Here is a 22,861-nt window from a genome sequence, read left to right on the forward strand (position 1 = left end):
AATGACCAGCGCCGCCAATACCAACATGGCCAATATCAGCCGCCCCGGGCATTCCTATACGGTCTTCTCCGAGGCGCGGATGATGCAGAAAGTCGGCGAGGATCTACGCTCCCTTTACGGTGATATGATCGATCGTTCCGCGCCCGACGAACTGCTTCGTCTGGCGGCGCTGATCGATGAAAGGCGCAATGAAACCGAGGCCGGGCGCTAGCATCGTTCGCCCCTGCCGCGATTGGGACGACGTGATCGGTGCGGCCCGAATGACGCACGGCCGCTGAGACTTGGCGCAAGACTTGGATCGCCTCCCCATCGATGTCCTAAAACCTGATATGTCGAACGGACCCTTCCGGATCGATCTGACGAGCCCGTCATGCGTTTGAAAGCCTGCCTCGTTCTCGGCGCTTTGCTGTTCGCTGCGCCGTTATGCGAACCGGCCTTCGCCGCGACGCCCCCCAACCAGCCTGCCGACGGCCCCGGCGGTGTGGGAAACCGCTCCCTCTCGATCGTGAAGCGGGCGCTGGGACGGCCGAGTGCCGCGACCTTCGTCTTCTACTCAGCTGGTGCCGCGCCTGCGGAGGGACGGCCCGTCGTGGTGTTCCTCCACGCCTGGGGGGCCCCGAACCCGCAGCCCTACGGGGCCTGGATCGATCACCTCGCCCGCGCCGGATATCTCGTGCTGTTTCCGCGCTTTCAGGAGGTCAACCGCACGCGGCCGGCTGACGCCACGGGCAATGCCGAGAAACTCGTGAAGGCCGCCCTCGCGGAACTCGAATCCGATCCCGACGCCAAACCGGACCCGAAGCGGGTTGCACTGATCGGCCACCTCGCGGGGGCTCCGATCGCCGCCAACCTCGCCGCCGATACCGACAGCACCGGCTTGCCCGTGCCGCGCCTCGTCTTCGCCATCATGCCGGGGGGGATCGCCAGCGACGCCAAATCCAGGGGCGTCGTGTTGCGCGACCTGTCGAAGATCCCCTCCGAGACGCTCGTCATCACCGTCATCGGCGACCGCGATGCCCGCGCGGCGGATCTCGCCGCCAAGCGGCTCCTGCGAGAGGCGAGCAGTGTCGCGCCCGAGCGCAAGCTCTTCATCCGCGCGCTCTCCGACGACCACGGCTTTCCCTCGCTGACGGCGACCTTGACCTCGCCGGGTGCCGTGGACACGGCCTATGACGGGGGAGCCATCAAGCTTCCACCGGAGCCGCCGAAGGATCCGAAGCAGCCGCCGACACCGTTCAAATGGTCGGCCGACATGTCGCTGACCGGCGAACAGACGACACTGCTCGCGCAACTGAATAATTCCCGGGCAGATAGCCTCGATTACCTCGCCTATTGGAAGACGTTCGATCTGGCCGCCGCAGCGGCGTTCAGCGGCGACGCCACCACACTCAAGGCCAATCCGCGGCTCAGCGACATGGAACGCTGGAGCGACGGCTGGCCGGTGAAGCGTCTGGTCGTGGAAACGCCCCGTGCTGCTCCGGCGGCCGCGCATGCGCCGGCTCCGACGCCTGCGGCGGCCACGCAACCCAAGCCCAAACCGGTGAGACGTCCCTGATTCATCATGCCCGAGATGAGTCAGGGTTCAGGCGCGGGGCACCGGGGCTTGTCATCCCGGTAGCTTTTCGCAAACAGCAGGCCGGCACGGTCTTGTGCTTGCGCAACGAGCTCCACAGGTCACGATGAAGCTGTTCCACTCGCACTTCTCTCCCTTCGCGCGGAAGGTCATGGCCTGTGCCCACGTGCTGGGCATCGTCGACCGTATCGAGCTGCTACCGAGCGCGGCCCATCCGGTGAAGCGCGACGGCACCATCCTGACCCATCATCCGCTGGCACAGGTTCCGACCCTGCTTGACGACGAGGGCCACGCATTGGCCGACAGCAGGGTCATCTGCGAGTATCTCGACACCCAAGCCGGGGGAGGGCTGTTCCCCTCGGTCGGTCCCGCGAGATGGACGGCGCTCAACGACCAATCCATCGCCGACGGCATTCTCGATGCGGCCCTGCTGATCCGCTACGAACTCACGGCACGCGACGCCTCCGAACGCTCCAGCACCTGGATGGACGGTCAGGAGGCCAAGATCCGGAGCTCGCTCGCGTCCCTCGACGCAGGGGCGGAACGCCTCCTCGGCCGGGTCGATATCGGAACGATCAGCCTGGGCTGCGCCCTCGGATATCTCGACCTGCGCTTTGCCGAACTCGGCTGGACGCGGGACCATAGGGATTTGGCGGCGTGGTTCGCGGGCTTTGCCGAACATCCCGCGATGGTGGTGACGAAACCACCGGCGGCCTGAACCGGCACCGCTTCAGCCGCCAGACTGGCGCGCGCCTTGCAAAGTTCGCCTCCGGTTCTCCGGAGGTCGCGCCATGCCCGATTTCGTTGCCGCCTTGATCACCGCCGCGGTTTTCTGCGCGGGGCTGATCCTGCTCAATGCCCTGACGCGCTGGGCGATCCAGACACAAATCGCGCCGGCGGATCTCGCCGAGAACGGAATGCTGCAATACGGGCTCGCTCTCGCCCTCGCCGGATTCACGTGGCGGCGGGCGCTCGTCGCGCAGGCCGTCCCCAACGGGGGTGGCCAAGCCCATATCGTCGGGTGAAACGGCGGCTCGGACAGGCGCTCGCTACCTCAGGCCTCGGTCTCTAGAACCAGGGCTGCGTGGTGAAACTGTAATTCACCTTCATGCCAAAGGTGTATTGGTTCTGCGATCCGAACTGGCGGCGCACCAACGGGCTCTCGGCGGATGAGCCGACGATCCGGTTATAGCCAACGTACCCAGTGGCGGCCCACCGCTCGTCGAACGTATAGGTCACGGCTCCCAATCCGCCGACGGTGACGTAGCTGTCGGGCTGGAACGGCGTCAGCGTCCCGTTGAGCGCTGCCTCGAACGGTTTGACGCCGAAATAGCGCCTGGCGAAGCTGGCATCGCCAAAGTTGAAGCGCGGGCCCACCGAGACCTGCCAGCGGTCGAAGGGCTGGATCACGTCGGCGCCGAGCGAGCCGACGAAGCCGTGATGCCCGAAGATTCCATGGCGCAGTTCGGCCCGGGCGCGCAGCCATTGCGTGGGGTAATACTCGACGAAGACACCCGGCTCGATGGCGAACTGGGCATCGCGGAGACCGAACAGGTCACGCCGGTTGTCGCCGTAATAGCGGCCGGGCACGTACTCTGCCGTCAGCCCGGCATTGAAGAGCGGCGAATCGTAGAGCGAGAAGCTGATCCCGTCATCCGGCGACGAGAACCGGCGTGGCGTACCGGCCTTGGCGATGCTGATCGATGGGTAGCCGATGGCGGTATACTCGTTCGACCCCGGAAAACTCGGCGTCGCCTGCACCGTCGCCGTCACCGTCACGACCCAGAGATTCTGGTCCAAGGCGAGGAACGTCGGCGGCCTCTGCAACTCCATGAGATCCGCGGCTCCGGCGCCGCTCGCCGCGATGAGCGAGCCCGCAAGGGCCAGCGCCGGCATGGCGGCAAGGCTCGTCCTTTTGGCAGGGCGCGAGGATGGGTTGAGAAGCATCGTGTCCATGACGGAGGTCATAGACACAATTCCCTAACGCATCACGACAAAGCCGACGCGACGATAGACCTATGTTGGCACCGACAAAAAATCGCTTCGGCGCGACAATCGCGCCGAAGCGATTCTCAGATTAGAAGTAGGACTTCAACGCACCGCGGCGACGCACGTCGAGGGTGGCGCAGTGGAACGAGCCACCGAAGGGCCCATAGGACAGGAACGGCGCCGGGATCGGATCGAAGCCCCAATCCTTCAGTGCCTTGATCAAGGTCGGCTGACTTGCATCGACGACGATCTTCTTTTCGTCGATAGCCAGCACATTGATCGACGTCCAGGGCGAGCACATCGAAATCTTGCTCATGAAACCCTCGACCGGGTCGGGGCGGGGTGCGATGAGCACGTCCCACTTCTTGAGCACGGCGGGCAGCTTCTCGACGTCAATATAGTCCGGGTTCACCAGCACCTTGCCCGGGGCCAGGGGCATGAAGGACGAGTCGATATGCATCGGCTGCGGGCAACGGCTCTCGATCTCGTGGACGCGGAAGCCCGAGCCGAGGTGGCGGCGCAGCCACTCGATCCCCATCAGGTTCGTCACGTTGGAGCGGGTGACGAAGAGGTCGCGGCCGCAGCGGACGAAATCGGCCGCGTCGAAGACCGGCTCGAACTCGTTCACGGTGAACTGCATCGGCTCGCCGGCCTTCAGGTTCGGCACGCGGTAATCGTAATTGTAGAGTTCGTCCGTCAGCTGCGGCCGAGGCGCCGAGGTCCAACGCGCGCCGTTGCGAAAATATTCCTTGAACAGCGAGCGGTAAGCGTCGCCCTCGAAATAGCGCGATCGCCAGCACATCGGGCTCTCGATGATCTCGTCGCCGATGACCAGGTAGGGGTCGCGCGGGCAGGCAACGCAGAAGCCACGGGAGGACCAGCGCGGGGCGTTGTACTTGCGCGAGAAATCCACCGTGTCGGGCCGACGCACCTTCACGCCCTCGCCGGCGAGGATCGAGATGAAGTTGTCGAGCTCGGCCTGGGCGAGCTTCTTCATGAACTTCGGATACCGGAAGCCCGCGGCGAACCGGTAGAACGGCTGCGCTGCGCGCGGCAGGTTGAAGATCACCGTGAGGTGGTGGGACGGAATGGTCGCACCGTCGAGGCTCCCGACGATCACCTCTTCCAGAGGGTCCCACTCGTTCCATGCCATGACCGGCGATTTCGGGGCTGGCGTCCCGCGATAGGCTGCCGAATTGGCGGCGTAGGTATCGATCTGCGCGTCGGCGAGCACGGCATCCTGAGCCGTGGTGAAAGCTTCGCGGTCCATCATTCGTCCCTTGGTCGTGCCTTTGCGCGGCTGTTTCTTCGAGGCAGAAGCCTCAGCGCCGCTTTGGCTCGCACTGTGTCTATCGGGTGATAGACAACGAAATCCAAAGCTGCAACTTCCGATGAGGCCAACGTTTTCCGGAAGGCTTTTCGTCCGGGTCGTCGGTGAAATTCTCTAAAAAATCGTCCGCGCCGACGGTCGAAGGGGGATCATGAAGCGTCTGACGACATTGGCCCTCATCGTCGGCCTCTGCACAGTTGCAGGACTGTTCTTGTCATCGGGTCTCGATGACGTCGCCGCGGCAGTGGTGAGTGCCGGTTGGGGCGCTGCCATCGTCGTGCTGGCCCGTGCCGTCGCCGTCGGCTGGGCCGGCCTCGGCTGGTTCACGATTTTCCCGCGGGACGACCGTCCGAGCCTGTGGAACTGCATTTCGCTGCGTTTCGTGCGGGAGGGCATCAACACGCTCCTCCCCGTGGCCACCGTCGGCGGCGACTTCGTCGGAGCGCGGCTGTTGACGCAGCGCGGCCTCTCCGGAGGGCTCGCCGGCGCCAGCATGTTCGTGGACCTGATGACCCAGGCGGTCACCCAGTTCCTCTTCACGGTCGGCGGCGTCGCCCTGCTCGCCTGGCTGCATGGCGATGGCCCCGTGGTACGCACCGTCGCCGGTGGTCTCGCCATCGCGGCCCCGGCTCTCGGCGCCTTCTTCCTGATCCAGCGCCGCAGCGGGCACCGCATCATCCAGGCCCTGCTGAGCCGCTTTGCCGCCGCCCGTGAATGGCGCGCGCTCGGCGCGGTCGATGTTCTGTTCGACAGCCTGCGCCGACTTTATTCCTCGCCCAAGCGGGTCGTGGGTGCCATGGGCGTGCACATGATCGGCTGGATCATCGGCGCCGCCGAAGTTTATGTGGCGCTGCATTTCATGGGTTATCCGGTGACGGTCGCCGAGGCCATCGTCATCGAAAGCCTGGCCCAGGCGGTTCGCGGTGCCGCCTTCGCCGTGCCGGGGGCGCTCGGTGCCCAGGAAGGCGGCCTCATCGCCCTCTGCGCGATCTTCGGCATCCCCGCCGAAGCCGCCCTCGCGCTCTCCCTGGTGAAGCGTCTGGCCGATCTCATGGTCGGTGTGCCCGGCCTCGTCGCGTGGCACTTCATGGAAGGCAAGACGGTCGCACCGGACGTGGAAGATCGGACGTTTCGGGACCAGAGGTCCGTGGAGCAGAACGCGCCGAAAGCCGGAGGCGACATTGCCCGGGCGGTGAGCCTGGATTCCATGCCCGTGTCGCGGGTGCCCGCCAATTCCGCGGGAAACCACATCGTGTCGCGCTCGATGGAGAGCGAGATGGAGACGCTGCGGAAATGCGCGTGAGCAGATTCGCATCGGGGCTGGTGGCCTCGACCCTTCTCGCAGCGACCCTCCTGTCGGTCGGGCCCGCCCGTGCGGCGGAGGATGCGGCGGTGCAGACCGTGCGCGGCCTTTATTCCAGCTTCGAGGGCGCCCTCAAGGCGCCCGAAGCCGACGTGAAGAGCAGGGCCCTGGTCATCGGCCCGGTGCTCGACCAGAGCATGGATTTCGCCACCATGGCGCGGGTCGCCGTGGGCGCGAAATGGAAAGGCTTCACGCCCGAGCAGCAGGGCGCGCTGACGGAAGCCTTCAAACAGTATTTCACCGCGACCTATGCCACCCGCCTGTCCCAGGCCGCCGGCGGCAAATTCGACATCAAGCCCGAGAGTGAAGCGCGCGGCCAGAACCGCGTGGTCCAGACCGAGGTCGCCAATGCGGAGGGCGACGCCTCGCAGGTCGATTATCTCGTGGGTTCGAGCAACCGCATCCAGGACGTCTATCTCAACGGCAATGTCAGCGAGATCGCCGCCATGCGCGGCAGCTTCGCCGATCCGCTGAAGGCGGGCGGGGCGGAAAGCCTGCTGAAATTCCTTCGTGATCGGACCACGGCGATGCTCGCCGCCAAACCAAAGCCTTAGACGCAGGCCAGACGCCCCTCGTCGGGCCTGGCCGGACGAACCCGCCCGTGTCGCCTTCCAGACCTTGCGGCACCTTCAACCAAACCGTGACCGAGCTTCGCCCATCATGGACCTCACCTTGACGGATCTGCCTTCGGCGAACCTGAGCTGGCTCTCGCTCCTGTTCCAGTTCATGGCCCTGGCCGGCTGTGTCTACGGGCTGACGGCTGCCTTCCTGGCGAGCCGCTACGCACGCCGCCCCGTTCCCGTCCTTGCGGCGAACGCCGCACGCCCATCGGTGACCATCCTGAAGCCGCTCTGCGGCATGGAGCCCAATCTCTACGAGAACCTCGAGACCTTCTGCCGCCAGGACTACGCCGGCCCGATGCAGGTGGTCTTCGGCGTGCAGAACGCCACCGATCCGGCGATCGCCGTGGTGCGCCGCCTCGCCGAAACCTATCCCGACCTCAAGCTCGACCTCGTCATCGACGCGCGCCAGCACGGCTCGAACCGCAAGGTCTCCAACCTCATCAACATGTCGGCGCTGATCGCCCACGAGGTGATCGTGCTCGCCGACAGCGACATGGTGGCAAAGCCCGATTATCTGGAGCGGATCGTTGCCGAGCTGGCTCAGCCCGGCGTCAACGGCGTCACCTGCCTCTACCATGGCGTACCGGCGAATCGCGGCGTCTGGGCTCATCTCTCGGCGCTCGCCATCGACGTCCAGTTCCTGCCCAATGTCGTGATGGGCACCTCGCTCGGCCTGGCCAAGCCCTGCTTCGGCTCCACCATCGCCTTCACCACCAAGGCGCTCGCCGAGATGGGGGGCTTCGAAGCCTTCCGCGACGATCTCGCCGACGATTACGCGGTGGGCGAAGCCCTGCGCGCCAAGGGCGGTCTCGTGGCGATCCCGACCTTCACGATCGGGCATACCTGTGTCGACACCGATCTCGCCGGCCTGTGGAAGCACGAGTTGCGCTGGAACCGGACCATCCGCAACGTCGATCCGGCCGGGTATGCCGGCTCCATCGTCACCCATGCCTTCCCGCTGGCGCTCATCGGCGCCCTGATTCCGGGAGCCGACACGAGCGGACTCGTGGTGGCGGCCCTGGCGCTCGCCTGCCGCATCATCCTCTGCGTCCGCCTGGAGCGCGCCTTCGGTCTCGCTCCGCACCCCTACTGGCTGTTGCCGATTCGCGACATCCTCTCCTTCATGAACTTCTCCTGGAGCTTCGTGTCGGGGGCGGTGACATGGAAAGGTCACGATTATCGGGTGGTTGCGGACGGTACGCTGATCCCGGAGCGCAGCCTCGGTCACGATGCCGGCGCATCCCCGCTCTGACTCTCGCTTCGCTCTGAACCCGCCCCATTCCCGTCCCTCGCTGAGGCCTTGAACCCCATGCGCACGCTCTTCCTCCAGGCCCCCACCTTCGACGGTTTCGATGGCGGAGCGGGCTCTCGCTACCAGGCCAAGCGCGAGATCAAGTCGTTCTGGTACCCGACCTGGCTCGCCCAGCCGGCCGCCCTCGTGCCGAACTCGAAGCTGATCGACGCCCCCCCGCACAACATCAAGCTCGCCGAGATCGTGGCCCAGGCCAACGATTTCGACCTCGTGGTGCTGCACACCTCGGTGCCGTCCTTCAAGTCCGACGTGAAGACCGTCGAGGCTCTCAAGGCCGCCAACCCCAAGCTCATCGCCGGGCTCATCGGCGCCAAGGTCGCGGTCGACGCGGCGGGTGCCATGGCCCAGGCCCCGTGCATCGATTTCTGTGCCCGCAACGAGTTCGACTTCACCGTCAAGGAAGTCGCCGACGGCACGCCGATGTCCGAGATCAAGGGCCTGTCCTACCGGGACGCCAATGGAGTCGTGGTCCATAACGAGGACCGCGAAATCATGACGGACATGGACCAGCTGCCCTTCGTCACCTCGGTCTACAAGCGCGACCTCCAGATGGAGAAGTACTTCATCGGGTACCTCAAGCACCCCTACATCTCGTTCTATTCAGGCCGTGGCTGCAAGAGCCGCTGCACCTTCTGCCTCTGGCCGCAGACCGTGGGTGGCCACACCTACCGCACCCGTTCGGTCGCGCATGTGATCGAAGAGATCAAGTACTGCCTGAAGGAGTTCCCGCAGACGAAGGAGTTCTTCTTCGACGACGACACCTTCACCGACAACCTGCCGCGCGCCGAGGAGATCGCCCGCGAACTCGGCAAGCTCGGCGTGACCTGGTCGTGCAATGCCAAGGCGAACGTGCCCCGCGAGACCCTGAAGGTGCTCAAGGAGAACGGCCTTCGCCTGCTTCTCGTCGGCTACGAGTCCGGCAACCAGAAGATCTTGAACAACATCAAGAAGGGCATGCGCGTCGAGGTGGCCGAGAAGTTCACCAAGGATTGCCACGACCTCGGCATCGCCATCCACGGCACCTTCATCGTCGGCCTGCCGGGCGAAACCCGCGAGACGATCCAGGAGACGATCGCCTTCGCCAAGCGCATCAACCCGCACACGATCCAGGCCTCGCTGGCCGCCCCTTACCCGGGCACCTTCCTCTACAAGCAGGCCGTGGAGAACGGCTGGCTCGACGTGGAGAATGCCGAGCTCGTTGACGAGAACGGCGTACAGATCGCCCCGCTGCACTACCCGCACCTGTCGCATTCCGAGATCTTCGCGGCGGTCGAGGAATTCTACCGGAAGTTCTACTTCCGCGCCCCGAAGATCGCCTCCATCGTCTCCGAGATGGTGCGCTCGCCCGACATGATGAAGCGCCGCCTGCGCGAGGGTGTGGAATTCTACCGCTTCCTCAAGGAGCGTCAGACCGGCACGTCAAAAGCCGCCTGATCCTCAGGTCGCCCAACCTTCATCGTACGTCACTACCAGCGGCCGGGCTCATCGCCCGGCCGTTCTTGTTTCAGGCGCCCACCGGGTGGTGGTCAGGGCTCGCAAAGCCGGTTCCAACCCCACTCCGCCTGCTCTAGATCCTTTGGCGCGGCGCTCGTACGGGCGCGGTCAACGACGAAAGGGTTCGCCTTCCTGCTGTTTGGGCAGCCTCGAACGTTCTCCGGTTCCGACCTTCGGGCAGTCTGGATCGGGCTCTGCAGGCTACGGGCGTTCGCCCGTTCCCACAGCGACGGAGGCTGGCCGGCGGCGGGAGGGATGCGTTGTCCGATCGGATGCCGAAGGGCACCCTTGAGCTCGTGAACTTGCACCTACTTCAAGCCCTCTCTGGCGGGAAAGGCGGCGCGACTCTGGACCACGGCCGCGATGCTTTCGCCGGCGTATCGCCCGACCACCCGAACGACGAGGACCATCGAGCATGACCAAGGCCGCCATGAAACGCCTGATCGTCACCGCCGACGATTTCGGCCTGAGCCGGGAAGTGAACGAGGCTGTCGAGCAGGCCCATCGCGAGGGCATCCTCACCGCTGCCAGCCTGATGGTCTCGGCACCGGCGGCGGCCGACGCGGTGGCCCGCGCCCGGCGCCTTCCCTCCCTTCGCGTCGGACTGCACCTCGTCATGGTCGAGGCCTGGCCGACGCTTCCCCCGGCCGAACTGCCCGACCTCGTGGATGCGGACGGGCTGATCCGACGCGACATGGGTCGCCTCGGCCTCGACCTCGCGGTGAAACCTTCGGCACGGCGGCAGCTTTCAGCGGAAATCACAGCGCAGTTCGAAGCTTACAGAGCCACTGGCCTACCCCTCGACCACGTCAACGCCCACAAGCATTTCCATGTCCATCCGCTCATCGCCGGGCGCGTCCTGGCCATCGGCCGGGGATACGGCATGCGGGCGATCCGGGTGCCGCGCGAGCCCCGCGCCGTGCTACGCGCCGCCGAGCCCGGCGCGACCCCGAAGCCGGCCCTCGACATCGCCCCCTGGGCCGGGCTCCTCGCGGTTCGCGCCCGCCAGGCCGGCCTGCTGATCCCCGACCGCACTCTGGGCCTGGCATGGTCCGGCGCGATGACGCCGCAGCGTGTGGCGGGGCTCCTACGGCACCTGCCGGATGGGTTGACCGAACTCTATACCCATCCCGCCACGCGCGGCGGCTTCCCCGGCGAGGCGCCGGGCTACGCCTATGCGGCAGAGCGTGACGCCCTGATCTCGCCGGAGGCAATTGAAGCGATTAGGCAGGTCGGCGCGGACAGAGGCGGCTTCTCGGATTTCCTGTAGCCGTCCGATCGCAGGAACGGACACGAAAAAGGCCGCCGTCGCTTCACGCGACGGCGGCCTTTTCATTGGCGACCTGGAGAAATTCGAGGATCGGCAGTCCCGGCCTATTTGGCCGAGACCGGCTCCGGCCTCGGGGCTTTCACGCCGGCCATGGCCTCGTCGCCTTCGGGACGGTTCGGGTCAGGCTGCTCCGGCGGGGGACCGAGGAAGGCGGGAACCACGAAGAAGGCGGCGACAAGGGTGAAGAACAGCGACAGGGCCAGGAGCTTGCCCATGCTGGCCGTGCCGGGATGGCTCGACAGGACGAGCGAACCGAAGGCCGTGCCGGTGGTGAGCGCCGAGAAGAAGATCGCGCGCGTCAGGCTGGAGGCCAGCATGTCGGTGACACCCGCCCTCCAGGCGATGACGTAGTAGATGTGGAAGGCGACACCCACCGCGAGCATCAGCGGCAGGGCGATGATGTTGGCGAAGTTCAGCGGCATGCCGACCACGTGCAGCGCCATCAGCGTCCACAAGGTCGCCAGCACCAGCGGACCCAGCGTCATCGCCACGTCCCAGGGCTTACGCAGCGCCACGGACAGGATGATGAAGATGGCCACCAGAGCCGTCAGCGCCGCCTGAACGAAGGCGCCGAGGATGGTGTAGCTCGACGAGGTCGTGGCGACGGGAGCACCGGTGGCGTGGGGTGCGACCGACTGCACCTCCTTGGCGAAGCGGCGCAGAACCACGTTGTCGTTGGCATCCCCGCTCGGATGGACCTCGATCCGCGCCCGACCGTCCGAGGCGATCCACTCGGCCTTCAGCTTCGGCGGAATGTTGTCGAGGGTGACCTTCTCCGGAGCCAGCAGGCTCCGGAGGCGGACCAGCAGGGTCTTCAGGTCGGTGGTGACGGCGACGTTCGCCGCCTCCCGGATCTGCGGGGTCGCGGTCGAGAGTGCGTCGAGAGTACCAGCCAGGGAGCCCGCGGCCTTCGCGCCACCGGCATTGCCCGTCGCGATCCCCTTCAGGGCAGCGGCAGCCTCCTTCAACGCCTTGACCGTATCCGCATCAGTCGGCGGCGGCGGCTTGCGGACGGGATTGAGGATCGGTCCGAGGAGCTCGGCCGTCTCCGCGATGGTCGCGAGCTTCTGGTCCTGGTCCGGCGGCACGAAGGTATCGATGTCGATGACCTTCGCGACGGAGGGGAGGGCCTTCAGCTTGGCGGCGAGTTCGGGCACCGCCGCGACCGAAGGCGCGATCACGTCGATGAGGTTCGGGCTCGTCTCGGGATCCTTGATCAGGTCGAGATAGGTCGAGATCGATTCGACCTTGGTGCTGCGCAGGTGCATCGGGTTCGAGTCGAACGGCAGCTTGAACAAGAGCGGGATGCCCGCCACCGTGATCACGCCGACGATGATGAGCACCAGCTTGCGGTTCCGGATGATCCAGGGATCGACGCCCGACAGCCAGGTCGTCTCCACCGCCCGCGCTTCACCCTTGGGCTTGAAGACGGCGATGAGGGCAGGGAGCAGGGTCAGCGAGAACAGATACGCTACGATCATGCCGACGCCGGCGATGAGACCGAGCTCGGACACGCCGCGGAAGGCGGTTGGCAGGAAGGCGAAGAAGCCCGCCAGGAGCGAGATGGCAGCGAGGCTCAGGGACCAGCCCACACCTCGGGCGGCGGCGCGGATCGCGCTCGACAGGTCGGGCTGCTCGAACCGGTCGGCCCTGTAGCGTACGGCGAACTGGATGCCGAAATCGATCCCCAACCCCACGAACAGGGCCGTGAACGCCACCGAGATCGGGTTCAGCTCGCCCACCATGAGGAGGCCGAGGGCGGTGGTGACGATGAGACCCGCGAAGGTGGTGATGATCACCGCCGTGACCAGGGACGGCGAGCGCAGGGCCAGCCACAGGAACAGCACGATCGCCGCGACGGTGACGCCGTTATTGAGGAGCGCGTCGTCCGAGAGCGTGGCGAACTCGTCATCCGCCACGGCCACCGGGCCGGTGAGGCGCATGCGCGGATTGTCGGCCGCATCGAGGCCGCCGAGGGTGTTGATCTTCAGGTCGGTGGCAAGGCCACGGATGAGCTTCGTCGCGTCCGCGCCGGGCTGGAGCGCGGCATAATCCAGCTTCGGCTGGATCATGATGAACTTGCGCAGCTCCGTGCTCTGGGCCTTGCCGCCGGAGAGGAGCAATTGCCAGGAGAGACGTGCGGGCTCGCCGGCCAGCACCTTACGCAGGACCTCGTCGATCCGCGTCATCGGACCGTCCAGGTCTTCGAGCTTGGCATCGCCGCTCTTGATGCCCTTGGCCCCGAGGCCGAGCACCCGCATGACGCCGCGCAGGGTCGGGTCGGCCGCGAGCGGACCGAGGAGCCCCTGCTGCTGGACGAGTTGCTCCATGGTCTTGGTCAGCTCCTCCTGCGGCATCAGCAGGAAGCCGTTCTTGTCGTAGAAGGGACCGCCATCCGGGCGGTACACCGTCTCGATCTGTTCGGGATGGTCGAGCAGCGCCTTGGCGAGGGAGGCGGCCGCCTCCTCGGCGACCTCGGGCGTCTTGCCGTCGATCACCGCCACGAGCGTTCCGGTCCGTTGGGGGAACGCCTTCTCGTAATTGATCTCGTCCTGCCGCCAGGGCACGTCCTTATCGATCAGACGCTCGACATCGGTGTTGATCCGGAACAGATGCGCGCCGAGCGCTGCGCTTCCGATGGTGAGAATCGCCACGAGAGTGATGACGAGCCAGCGCCTGTGGACGGAAAACGCGACGAGACGTTCGATCACAAGTATCCTGCCTGCCTAGCGACGCGGTCGCCCGAATGAGTCCGCCGGTCCCCGCGGATGCGTGGGACGGCCGGCACGTTCGACGTGGAACCGGTCTTGGTCCGGATGTCGGTTACCATCTGTCGGCGCGATCCACGAGTCCCTGGCCACGAGTCCCTGCCAAAGGCTCCTGACAAGGATCGTGACAGAAATTCCTTTGAGAACCGCCGCGACGCGCCGCTTCTCGCAGATGGGTCGTGCCGACGAGATATCCAATCTCGACCGCGCTCATACCAGTGGGAGCACCTCGCGGTCGACCGTTTCCGTAGTCATCCGCAGGTAGAAATGCAACGAGACAGGGTTATCGGGCCCGGTTCGACGGATGAGGTGCGTCCGCGCACTGCGGATGAGCTTCGCTGCGGCGCAAGGCGAAACCCCAGCTCGGACATGCCCGGGGCGCCGCATGGCAGAGTGATGCCGATGACGTGATCACGGCCCGGCGCAGTTCAGGCATACCCTGACCGACTAGGAAAAAGCACCGTGCTTTGGGATAAGGTCCGTCATCATGGCGCGGCGGACGTCATCCTGGACCAATGTGCCACGCTCTACCTGTGGCTGGCACGCTCTACCTGTGGCTGGATTGTCCCAGGATCGCTCAAACACGTCCCGTCCGCCCACCAAGGCGTCCCCATCGACCGTGGTTCTAACCTAGTTCGCTGGAATTCCGCCGCTTTTCACGGTAATGCACCCGATCATATCGGGGCCAAAAATAAGGAGCCGCGTCTTGGGTATTCCCCTCCGTTACGTCGCGAAGATTGGCGGCTACATTCTTAAGCAGCACCTCACCGGTCGCAAGCGCTACCCGCTCGTGATGATGATGGAGCCGCTGTTCCGCTGCAATCTCGCCTGCGCCGGCTGTGGAAAAATCGATTACCCGGACGAGATCCTGAACAAGCGCCTGCCCGTGGCCGACGCCCTGGAATCCGTGCGCGAGTGCGGCGCACCCATGGTCGTGATCGCCGGTGGCGAGCCGCTGCTTCACAAGGACCTGCCGCAGATCGTCGAGGGCATCATCGCGCAGAAGAAATTCGCGATCGTCTGCACGAACGCGCTGCTGCTCGAGAAGAAGATCAAGGACTACAAGCCCAGCCCGTACTTCACCTGGTCGATCCATCTCGATGGCGACAAGGAGATGCACGACCAGTCGGTGTGCCAGCGCGGCGTTTACGACAAGGCCGTCTCCGCCATCGCCAAGGCGAAGGAGATGGGCTTCCGCGTCACCATCAACTGCACCTTCTTCAACAATTCCTCGGCCGACAAGATCGCCGACTTCTTCGACACCGTGACGAAGCTCGGCATCGACGGCATCACCGTCTCGCCCGGCTATGCCTACGAGCGCGCGCCCGACCAGCAGCACTTCCTGAACCGCAAGGCCACGAAGGACCTGTTCCGCGGCGTGTTCCGGCACGGCAAGGAGAAGGGCCGCCAGAACTGGACCTTCCAGCAGTCGGGTCTGTTCCTCGACTTCCTGGCTGGTAACCAGACCTACCATTGCACCCCGTGGGGCAACCCGACCCGCACCGTGTTCGGCTGGCAGAAGCCCTGCTACCTGCTCGGCGAGGGCTACGCCGCCACCTTCAAGGAGCTGATGGAGGAGACGGACTGGGATTCCTACGGCACCGGCAATTACGAGAAGTGCGCCGATTGCATGGTCCATTCCGGATATGAGGCCTCCTCGGTGGTCGATTCCGTGAAGAAGCCCTGGAAGCCGCTGATCCACGCCATCCGTGGGATCAAGACCGAGGGCGAGATGGCTCCCGAGGTCAGCCTCGAGAACCAGCGCCCGGCCGAGTTCGTGTTCTCGCGCAACGTGGCGCAGAAGCTGTCCGAGATCAAAGCTTCGGGCGTCGACACCAAGCGTGAGGCCCGCAACCGCACGGCGGCCTGACGCCACGAGGAAGCCGTTCTTGCGTCAATAAAAAGCCCCGCGATGCAGCAGCATCGCGGGGCTTTTCGTTCATTGTACTGATTGGATACGGCGGGCAGCTACCGTGCGGCATCACCGGCAGAGCGTCGTGCGCCGGGCTCATCGAAGTCCGGCACGAGGCCAGGACGGCAGCAAGCCAGAGCGGCGAAGGCTCTTCCAGAATCCCTGGCCAGACGGATCAGAGCCGGCATATGGGTCGGGTTTCGACCGAGGGCGGTCAGAACGGCGATGATGTCGGGGTCGCCGTTCGGCTTCAGTGCCGTCGTGACGAAGGCGGGCAGAGCGCGCTCGGCCGGGTCACAGACCACGCGGATCGCGGCGAACGGGATGCCGTGGCGAGCCGCGAAATCCGCCGCCACATGGGATTCCATATCGACCGCCGCCGCCCCGGTAAGGGCATGCAGTTCGGCCTTCGCGGCCACGCTCACGACCGCTGCGTCGACCCCGGCGAGGTCCACCGAGTGCGTCGTCAGATCGGCTCTCGACAGGGCGGAGTGAATCGCGTCGCGCAGGGCGGCGTCGGTCTCGCGGCGTCCCGTTTCATCGGCAATGCCGGTGGCGATCACCACGTCGCCTGGGACCAGCGACGGATCGAGCCCTCCCGCGATGCCGAAGCTGATCACGGCACGGCATCCGGGCTCCCGACGAAGGGCGAGCAGCGCACGAAGGCGCTCCGGAGATCCACCCGCTCCCACGGCCTCGATTCCAGGGCCGGCGGCAAGCCGAGCCTCCTTGGAGAGTCCGGTGACGACGAGGATGGGGAGCATGGGATTTCCAGCCAGCACTCCCTCCCCCTCTGCGGGGGAGGGGGGCCCTCGCGTCAGCGAGGGTCGGGAGAGGGGAGCGACGTTTCCGGAGAGGCCCCCCTCCCGCATGCTTCGCAGGCACTCTCTCCCACAGAGGGGAGAGGGTCGAGGAGAGCCTACATCCCGTAGGCGACAGACCGCGTGTTGCTACGCTTGAGGTTGCGGTAGCGCGCCATGGCCCAGAGCGGGAAGAATTTCGGGTAGCCATGGTAGCGCAGGTAGAACACCCGCGGGAACCCGGTCGCCGTATAGCGCTCCTCCGACCAGAACCCGTCCGCGCCCTGCGTCCGTGTCAGGTAGTTGATGCCGCGCGTCACCGCCGGATCGTCGGCCTCGCCCGCCGCCATCAGGGCGAGGAGAGCCCAGGCGGTCTGGGACGCGGTGGAATAACCGGGCTCGAAGGCCGGATCGATCTTGTACGACGAGGCATCCTCGCCCCAGCCGCCATCGGGGTTCTGGATGCGGATCAACCAGGATACCGACTTGCGGATCTCCGGCGAGGCCGAATCGACGCCGGCGGCGTTGAGCGCGCAGAGCACCGACCAGGTGCCATAGATGAAGTTCATCCCCCAGCGCCCGTACCAGGAGCCATCCTCCTCCTGATCGTCGAGGAGGTATTTCACGCCGCGATCGAGCGCCTTCGAGGTCTCCCGGGTCTCGCCGAGCTGCGACAGCATCGAGACGACGCGGGCCGTGACGTCGGCGGTCGGCGGGTCGAGCAGGGCGCCGTGATCCGAGAACGGGATGTTGTTGAGGTAATGATGGTTGTTGTCGGCGTCGAACGCCGCCCAGCCGCCGTCGCTCGATTGCAGGCCCTCGACCCATTCCCGCGCACGGGCGATGGAGACGGCATAATCCGGCACGTCGGCGACGAGACCGTGCTGGCGCATCGCCCGGTCCATCGCCATCACTACCACGGCGGTGTCGTCGAGATCGGGGAAATGCGGGTTGGCGTATTGGAACGCCCAGCCGCCGGGGCGGACATTGGGACGGCCGGCCGCCCAGTCGCCCTTGATGTCGAGCACCTGGAGCGGACGCAGCCAATCGAGCCCGCGCCGGGCCTGGTGCTCGGCATCGGGGCCGCCGGCTTCGAGCAGGGCGTGACCGGCCAAGGCCGTATCCCAGACCGGCGAGAGGCAGGGCTGGACATAGGCCTCGTGCTCCTTGACGACGACCAGCTTCTCGACCGCCTCGCAGGCGATCAGCACCTGCGGGTGATCGGCCGGATAGCCGAGCACTTCGTACATGAGCACAGTGTTAACCATGGCCGGGAAGATGGCGCCGAGGCCGTCCTCGCCGTTGAGGCGCTCGCTCGTCCAGGCAACGGCCTTGTCGATGCCGCGCTGACGGCGCTTCTTCGGGAAGTAATCCTGCGTGACCTGCAGCAGCCGGTCGATGGCGCCGAAGATCGGCGTCCAGGGCCAGGTCGCATGCGGGCTGCCGGGCCAGGAGCGTACATGCTCCGGCGGCGTCACGAACAGTTCGGGAATGCCGAGACCGAGCGGGTTCTTGGCGAGGGGCTTCTTCGCCTGCAGCACCAGCAGGGGCACGATCACGCAGCGTGCCCAATAGGAGATCTTGTCGAGGTGGAAGGGAAACCACTTCGGCAGATGCATGATCTCGACGGGCATCACCGGCACGGCGCGCCAGGGCACCTCGCCGAACAGAGCCAGCAGGAACCGGGTGAACACGTTGGAATTGGCGGCACCGCCACGCGAGAGGATCGCCTCGCGGGCGCGACGCATGTGGGGAGCCTCGATCGAGTCGCCGACGAATTTCAGCGCGTAATAGGCTTTCACACTGGCGCTCATATCGAACGGCCCGTCATGGACCAGCGACCACCCGCCATGCTTTCCTTGCGTCCGGCGCAGGTAATTGCCGATCTTGGCCATCAGGTCGGGCGGAATGGTCGTCGCCCGGAACTGGTGGAACATGATGTATTCGGAGGGGATCGTCGCATCCGCTTCGAGTTCGAAACAGAGATGCCCGTCCGCATGGACGAGATTCGTCAGGGCCTGCGTCGCCCGCATGACTCCATGCTCGACGTCGTCCAGGGAAATCTCCTGGGTCTTGGGACGCTGGAGCGTCTCGACCTTCTTGAATGCCTCTCGCATCATCCTCGCCTCAGTGCCGCCTGACGCGGCCCCTTCCTCACGCCGCGCCGCGCGTCACAGCTTCACGGCGCGCAGGCGCGCCTTTAAGGAGCGCTTGCGCGGCCGTCGTTCCCGAACGGATCGCTCCCTCTATCGTCGATGGCAGGCCGGTCGCGGTCCAGTCGCCCGCCAGGACGAGATTGTCGTGGGCCGTCACGGCACTCGCGCGCCGCGCGGCCTCTTCGGGCGTCGCCGCGAAGGTCGCCCGTTTCTCCTTGACGATCTGCCAGCTTGGCAGTTCCGGTGCAAGTCCGGTCAAAGTCGAGATCTCAGCCCAGATCTGCTTCGCCAAGTCTTCCCGCGGCATATCCAGCAGGCGATCGGCACCGCTGATGGTGACCGACAGTCGATCCGGATAGGCGAATAGCCATTCCGTCAGACCGTTCACCACACCGAGCAATAACGGCGAGCCCTGTGGAGGAAGGATCGCGAAATGAGCATTGACGATGGAGCGGTAGGATTGCGGAGCCGAAAGTCCTGGGATCAGGTCGGTCGCGACCCACGGCGGCAGGGCCAGCACCACCGAATCATCGGGACCGAGCGTCACCGATTCGTCGTTGAACAACAGGGTATCGACCCGACCCGCATCGGCGCCGAGGCCGCGCAGGCGACGGCCGAAGCGCATCTCGGCGCCGTGCCTGGCCAGATAGGCCAAAGCGGGATCCACGAAGGCGACCGAAAGGCCGCCGACGGCAATGAGGGGCCGACAAGCGGCGCCGCCCGCGCCCAGGGTTTCGCGCAGGATCGTGGCGGCGAGCCCGACATCGCTTTCCTGCGGGTCGGTGTTCAGGGCGGCGAGCAGCACCGGATGCCAGAGGCGCTCGTAGAGCGGCCCGGAACATTCCATGCGCTCGCCGATCGTGCCCGCACGGCCCGGCGCCTTGCCCGAGGCGGCCCGGAGGATGCTCAGAGGCGCGAGATAATCCATCGCCCGGCTGCCCGGCACCCGCCGCGACGCCTGGAGCACCCACCACGGCACCCGCCCGGCATTCGGCCGAAGGGTCCAGCGCTCACCGGTCTTCAGATCGGCGAAGGGAAACTCGGCCTCCTCCGGCCCGGTCAGGGCATCGGCGGGGGCGCCCACCAGCTTCAGGAAGTCGAGGGACGAACGGTTGCCCGACAGCAACAGGTGGTTGCCGTTGTCGATGGTCAGGCCCAGCGTCGAATCATAGTAGGAGCGGCAGCGCCCGCCCGCCTGCTTGGCGGCCTCGTGCACGATGACGCGGCGCCCCTGCTCGGCGAGCGACACGGCGGCCGAAAGGCCCGCGAGCCCCGCGCCGACGACGTGAACCGTTCCGGTCTGTTGTCCCGTCATCACAGGATCCCGTGACGAAGCGCGACGCCCAGCAGGGCGAGCTTCGAGGGTTTCACGCGCGCGCGGGGCATGGCCCAGCCGCGCTTCAGCACCGCGTCGAGATAGAGCCGGTAGGCCGCCGCCATCAGGCGAGGGGCCTTCGTCTCCTTGCGCGGATTGCGGTCGATGATCGTCCAGGCGTCGCGGTAATGGGCTTCCGCCTCCCTCGCCACGGCGATGCAGACCTCGCCGATGCGGGGATGGGCGATGGCGGCCTGGGGAGTCGGATCGGTAAGGCCGATGGCGGCGAGCTTCTCGCGCGGCAGGTAAAGACGGCCGCGCTCCGCATCCTCGTCGATGTCGCGCAGGATGTTGGTGAGCTGCAGCGCGCGGCCCTCGTGATGGGCGAGGCGGATGCCATCGGCCTCGGGCAGGCCGAAGATGCGCACGGACAGCCGCCCGACCGCGCTGGCGACCCGGTCGCAATAGAGATCGAGGGTGGCCTCATCGGGAGCGACGATGTCCTCGAACGCATCCATCGCCATGCCGTCGATGACCGCCTGGAAATCCTCGCGCAGCAATCCGTAGCGGCGGATGGGTACCACGAGGTCGCGCACGCGCGGAGCCGGGTTTCCGGCATAAAGAGCATCGATTTCGGCGCGCCAGCGGTCGAGTTCGGCCGCGCGGACGGGCGCCGGCCCACCATCGTCGGCGACGTCGTCCACCGAACGGCAGAAGGCGTAGACCGCGTACATCGCCTTCCGGCGATCCTTCGGCAGTAGCCGCATGGCGGTGTAGAACGAAGACCCGGCGGCCGGCAGGGCGGCGTCCTGCGCCATCGCGGGTTCCTGGGCGGGTGATGCGGTGGCGCTCATGACTGCGCTCCCTGGCTCGCGACGCGCGTGGACTGTCGGCGCAGGATGCGCGAGCGGAACGGACGCCGCGCCAGGGTCGAGGCGATCCCGCCCAGAGCCGTCAGGGCAAAGCCTGCCTTGCCGTGATGGACCTTCTCGGAGAGCGGGTCGCGCGTGAGCAGCCCCTTCGTGAGCACCACGGCGAGACGATGGATCGCCGCGATCTCGAGGCTCAGGCGCAGGTCGTCGATCAGATCGGGCAGCACCGCGCCCTCGTCGAGGAGGACCATGGTCCGCTCGGCGAGTTCATGGATGACCGCACGCAGGGCAGGGGAGGCCTTGTCGGCGGCAAGCGCTTCAACGGATACGCCGTGGCGCTCCAGCACGTCCCGCGGCAGGTAGACCCGATCGTTGCGGCGATAATCCTTCGCGCAATCCTGCAGATGGTTGATGATCTGGAGCGCTGCGCAGATCGCGTCCGACGGCCCCCAGACCACGGCCGGGTCCTCGCCATGCACGTCGAGGACGAAGCGGCCCACGGGCATCGCGGAAAGACGGCAATAGGCGATGAGTTCGTCCCAATCCTCATACCGGTTCTTCCGCGCGTCGAGGCGGAAGGCGTCGAGGAGTTCGAGGGCATGCGTGGCCGGAAGGCCGCGCGCGGCGAGTTCCCGCTTCAGCGGCTCAGCCTCACGGTCGGAGGGCCCCTTGCCGGTCAGGGCATTGGCGAGGTTGTCGAGAAGCTCGACCTTGCGCTCGGGCGACAGCTCGGCATGGTCGGCGACGTCGTCGCCCGCACGCACGAAATCGTAGAAAGCCAGGATCGCGCCGCGATTCTTCGGGTGGATCAGGTGGGAGGCGACGGGAAAGTTCTCGTCCTTGTGCCCCTTGCCCGAACGCGCGTCCGTCGCGCTGTCGAGGGTTGCGGTCACTTCAGATACCCCGATTGGCGGAACCAGCCGAGGGCGTCCGACAGTCCCTCGCGGTAGGGCCGCGCGGAATAGCCGAGTTCGGCCCGTGCCTTGGCATCGGTGAAGAACATGCGGTAGCGCGACATCTTGATGCCGTCGATGGTCGCGAAGGGCGTCTTGCCGGTGATCCGGGCCATCTGTTCGGAGATGAACGCGATCGGGTAGACCACGGCGCGCGGCAGGTTGATGGTCGGCGCCTTGCGGCCGACCATGCCGGCGATGTCGGCGAGCATCTGCGACAGAAGCACGTTCTCGCCGCCCAGAATGTAGCGCTCGCCGGTGCGGCCATGGCGCAGGGCCAGGAGATGGCCGTAGGCCACGTCGTCCACATGGGCGAGGTTGAGGCCGGTATCGACGAAGGCGGGCATCCGCCCGAGGGCCGCCTCGACGATGATCCGCCCGGTGGGGGTCGGCTTGACGTCGCGGGGGCCGATGGGCGTCGACGGGTTGACGATGACCACGGGCAGGCCGTTACGCGCCGCCATCTCCTCGACCACGCGCTCGGAGACGACCTTGCTGCGCTTGTAGGCGCCGATGGCCGTGCCGGGGGTGAGAGGACGCGTTTCGTCGGCGGGCGTGCCGTCGTCATGCGGCTTGATGGTGGCGACGCTGGATGTGTAGACGATCCGCTCGATCCCCGCCCTCAGCGCCTCCTCCATGAGGATGATGGCGCCGTCGCGATTGGTGCGGACGATCTCTTCCGGGTCCGGCGCCCAGAGCCGGTAATCGGCAGCGGCGTGGACGAGGTAGCGCTGACCGGCGAGAGCGGCGGCGACCGACGCGCGATCGCGCATGTCGCCCTCGACGATCTCGACATCGTTCCAGACGAGGTTGGTGCGCGGGGAGGAGGCCCGCACCATGATCCGCACGGAGAAGCCGGCCTTGCGGAATACGTCCACGAGCGCGGCACCGAGGAACCCACTCGCTCCGGTGATGAGAACCGGGCCGGCTTCGTAACGGTTCTCGTCGAACCTGCCGGAGGAGGTGGCCTCTGTCATTTCTCTCGTAGGGTCAGGAGATTGCACAGGAAGACGCGCCGGTGCGAACCGGCATTATGCCCGGTCTTTTCTCATCGATAGGCGAGGCGAACAA

19 protein-coding genes are annotated in these 22,861 nt (G+C 66.2%); 10 read left to right on the plus strand and 9 right to left on the minus strand.

Annotated elements, in window-relative coordinates:
• Position 1 precedes the first annotated feature (1 nt).
• The 4 genes from ACYQR9_RS12900 to ACYQR9_RS12915 all read left to right on the plus strand — a co-directional run bounded on the left by ACYQR9_RS12900 (position 2) and on the right by ACYQR9_RS12915 (position 2,598).
• On the plus strand, positions 2-211 hold the full coding sequence (locus tag ACYQR9_RS12900; protein ID WP_207410452.1) for a hypothetical protein: 210 nt from the start codon (positions 2-4) through the stop codon (positions 209-211).
• Between the two features lie 159 nt (positions 212-370).
• Positions 371-1,555 (plus strand): alpha/beta hydrolase, encoded by a 1,185-nt coding sequence (locus tag ACYQR9_RS12905; protein WP_461226550.1) that lies wholly within the window; start codon positions 371-373, stop codon positions 1,553-1,555.
• Positions 1,556-1,679: 124 nt separating this feature from the next.
• Positions 1,680-2,291: a glutathione S-transferase family protein gene (locus ACYQR9_RS12910; protein ID WP_461226552.1), complete on the plus strand. Its 612-nt coding sequence runs from the start codon at positions 1,680-1,682 to the stop codon at positions 2,289-2,291.
• 73 nt (positions 2,292-2,364) lie between these two features.
• Positions 2,365-2,598 carry a hypothetical protein gene (locus ACYQR9_RS12915; RefSeq protein WP_056423865.1) on the plus strand — a complete coding sequence of 78 codons (234 nt, stop codon included), beginning with the start codon at positions 2,365-2,367 and terminating at the stop codon, positions 2,596-2,598.
• Positions 2,599-2,641: 43 nt separating this feature from the next.
• Here ACYQR9_RS12915 and ACYQR9_RS12920 read toward each other — a convergent pair whose 3' ends face one another.
• A complete protein-coding gene (locus tag ACYQR9_RS12920) occupies positions 2,642-3,541 on the minus strand; it encodes a MipA/OmpV family protein (RefSeq protein ID WP_461226554.1) in 900 nt (299 codons plus the stop codon).
• A gap of 109 nt (positions 3,542-3,650) precedes the next feature.
• On the minus strand, positions 3,651-4,832 hold the full coding sequence (locus ACYQR9_RS12925; protein WP_461229797.1) for an amidinotransferase: 1,182 nt from the start codon (positions 4,830-4,832) through the stop codon (positions 3,651-3,653).
• A 211-nt stretch (positions 4,833-5,043) separates the two neighbouring features.
• Between ACYQR9_RS12925 and ACYQR9_RS12930 the strand changes: the two genes are divergently transcribed.
• The 5 genes from ACYQR9_RS12930 to hpnK all read left to right on the plus strand — a co-directional run bounded on the left by ACYQR9_RS12930 (position 5,044) and on the right by hpnK (position 10,954).
• Complete coding sequence (locus tag ACYQR9_RS12930; protein ID WP_461226556.1) at positions 5,044-6,195, plus strand: HpnL family protein; 1,152 nt, start codon at positions 5,044-5,046, stop codon at positions 6,193-6,195.
• Positions 6,186-6,809 carry an MlaC/ttg2D family ABC transporter substrate-binding protein gene (locus ACYQR9_RS12935; RefSeq protein WP_461226558.1) on the plus strand — a complete coding sequence of 208 codons (624 nt, stop codon included), beginning with the start codon at positions 6,186-6,188 and terminating at the stop codon, positions 6,807-6,809. Before ACYQR9_RS12930 ends, ACYQR9_RS12935 begins: the two co-directional genes overlap by 10 nt.
• A gap of 106 nt (positions 6,810-6,915) precedes the next feature.
• Complete coding sequence (hpnI, locus tag ACYQR9_RS12940) at positions 6,916-8,130, plus strand: bacteriohopanetetrol glucosamine biosynthesis glycosyltransferase HpnI (RefSeq protein WP_311274679.1); 1,215 nt, start codon at positions 6,916-6,918, stop codon at positions 8,128-8,130.
• Between the two features lie 57 nt (positions 8,131-8,187).
• On the plus strand, positions 8,188-9,624 hold the full coding sequence (hpnJ, locus tag ACYQR9_RS12945) for a hopanoid biosynthesis associated radical SAM protein HpnJ (protein ID WP_056423872.1): 1,437 nt from the start codon (positions 8,188-8,190) through the stop codon (positions 9,622-9,624).
• A 490-nt stretch (positions 9,625-10,114) separates the two neighbouring features.
• The gene (gene hpnK, locus ACYQR9_RS12950; RefSeq protein ID WP_461229798.1) at positions 10,115-10,954 is read left to right on the plus strand and encodes a hopanoid biosynthesis-associated protein HpnK; all 840 of its coding nucleotides are present in this window, start codon (positions 10,115-10,117) and stop codon (positions 10,952-10,954) included.
• 104 nt (positions 10,955-11,058) lie between these two features.
• On the opposite strand, the gene ACYQR9_RS12955 is transcribed toward hpnK, so the two are convergent.
• Positions 11,059-13,725, minus strand: a complete 2,667-nt coding sequence (locus tag ACYQR9_RS12955) for an MMPL family transporter (protein WP_461226560.1) — start codon at positions 13,723-13,725, stop codon at positions 11,059-11,061.
• A gap of 763 nt (positions 13,726-14,488) precedes the next feature.
• Between ACYQR9_RS12955 and hpnH the strand changes: the two genes are divergently transcribed.
• The gene (gene hpnH / locus ACYQR9_RS12960) at positions 14,489-15,652 is read left to right on the plus strand and encodes an adenosyl-hopene transferase HpnH (RefSeq protein ID WP_018044393.1); all 1,164 of its coding nucleotides are present in this window, start codon (positions 14,489-14,491) and stop codon (positions 15,650-15,652) included.
• 98 nt (positions 15,653-15,750) lie between these two features.
• Here hpnH and ACYQR9_RS12965 read toward each other — a convergent pair whose 3' ends face one another.
• From ACYQR9_RS12965 to hpnA, 6 genes are all read right to left on the minus strand, one after another.
• Positions 15,751-16,458 (minus strand): phosphorylase, encoded by a 708-nt coding sequence (locus ACYQR9_RS12965; protein WP_311274677.1) that lies wholly within the window; start codon positions 16,456-16,458, stop codon positions 15,751-15,753.
• 155 nt (positions 16,459-16,613) lie between these two features.
• Complete coding sequence (gene shc, locus ACYQR9_RS12970) at positions 16,614-18,611, minus strand: squalene--hopene cyclase (RefSeq protein ID WP_207410755.1); 1,998 nt, start codon at positions 18,609-18,611, stop codon at positions 16,614-16,616.
• 37 nt (positions 18,612-18,648) lie between these two features.
• On the minus strand, positions 18,649-19,965 hold the full coding sequence (gene hpnE, locus ACYQR9_RS12975; protein WP_461226562.1) for a hydroxysqualene dehydroxylase HpnE: 1,317 nt from the start codon (positions 19,963-19,965) through the stop codon (positions 18,649-18,651).
• Positions 19,965-20,819, minus strand: a complete 855-nt coding sequence (gene hpnD, locus ACYQR9_RS12980) for a presqualene diphosphate synthase HpnD (protein ID WP_461226564.1) — start codon at positions 20,817-20,819, stop codon at positions 19,965-19,967. The genes hpnE and hpnD overlap by 1 nt, the downstream gene beginning before the upstream one ends.
• A complete protein-coding gene (gene hpnC, locus ACYQR9_RS12985; protein ID WP_461226566.1) occupies positions 20,816-21,730 on the minus strand; it encodes a squalene synthase HpnC in 915 nt (304 codons plus the stop codon). Before hpnC ends, hpnD begins: the two co-directional genes overlap by 4 nt.
• Entirely contained in the window at positions 21,727-22,767 is a 1,041-nt protein-coding gene (gene hpnA / locus ACYQR9_RS12990; RefSeq protein ID WP_207410428.1) for a hopanoid-associated sugar epimerase, read from the minus strand. Before hpnA ends, hpnC begins: the two co-directional genes overlap by 4 nt.
• Positions 22,768-22,861: the final 94 nt, after the last annotated feature.

Source organism: Methylobacterium sp. CM6241, assembly GCF_054817845.1.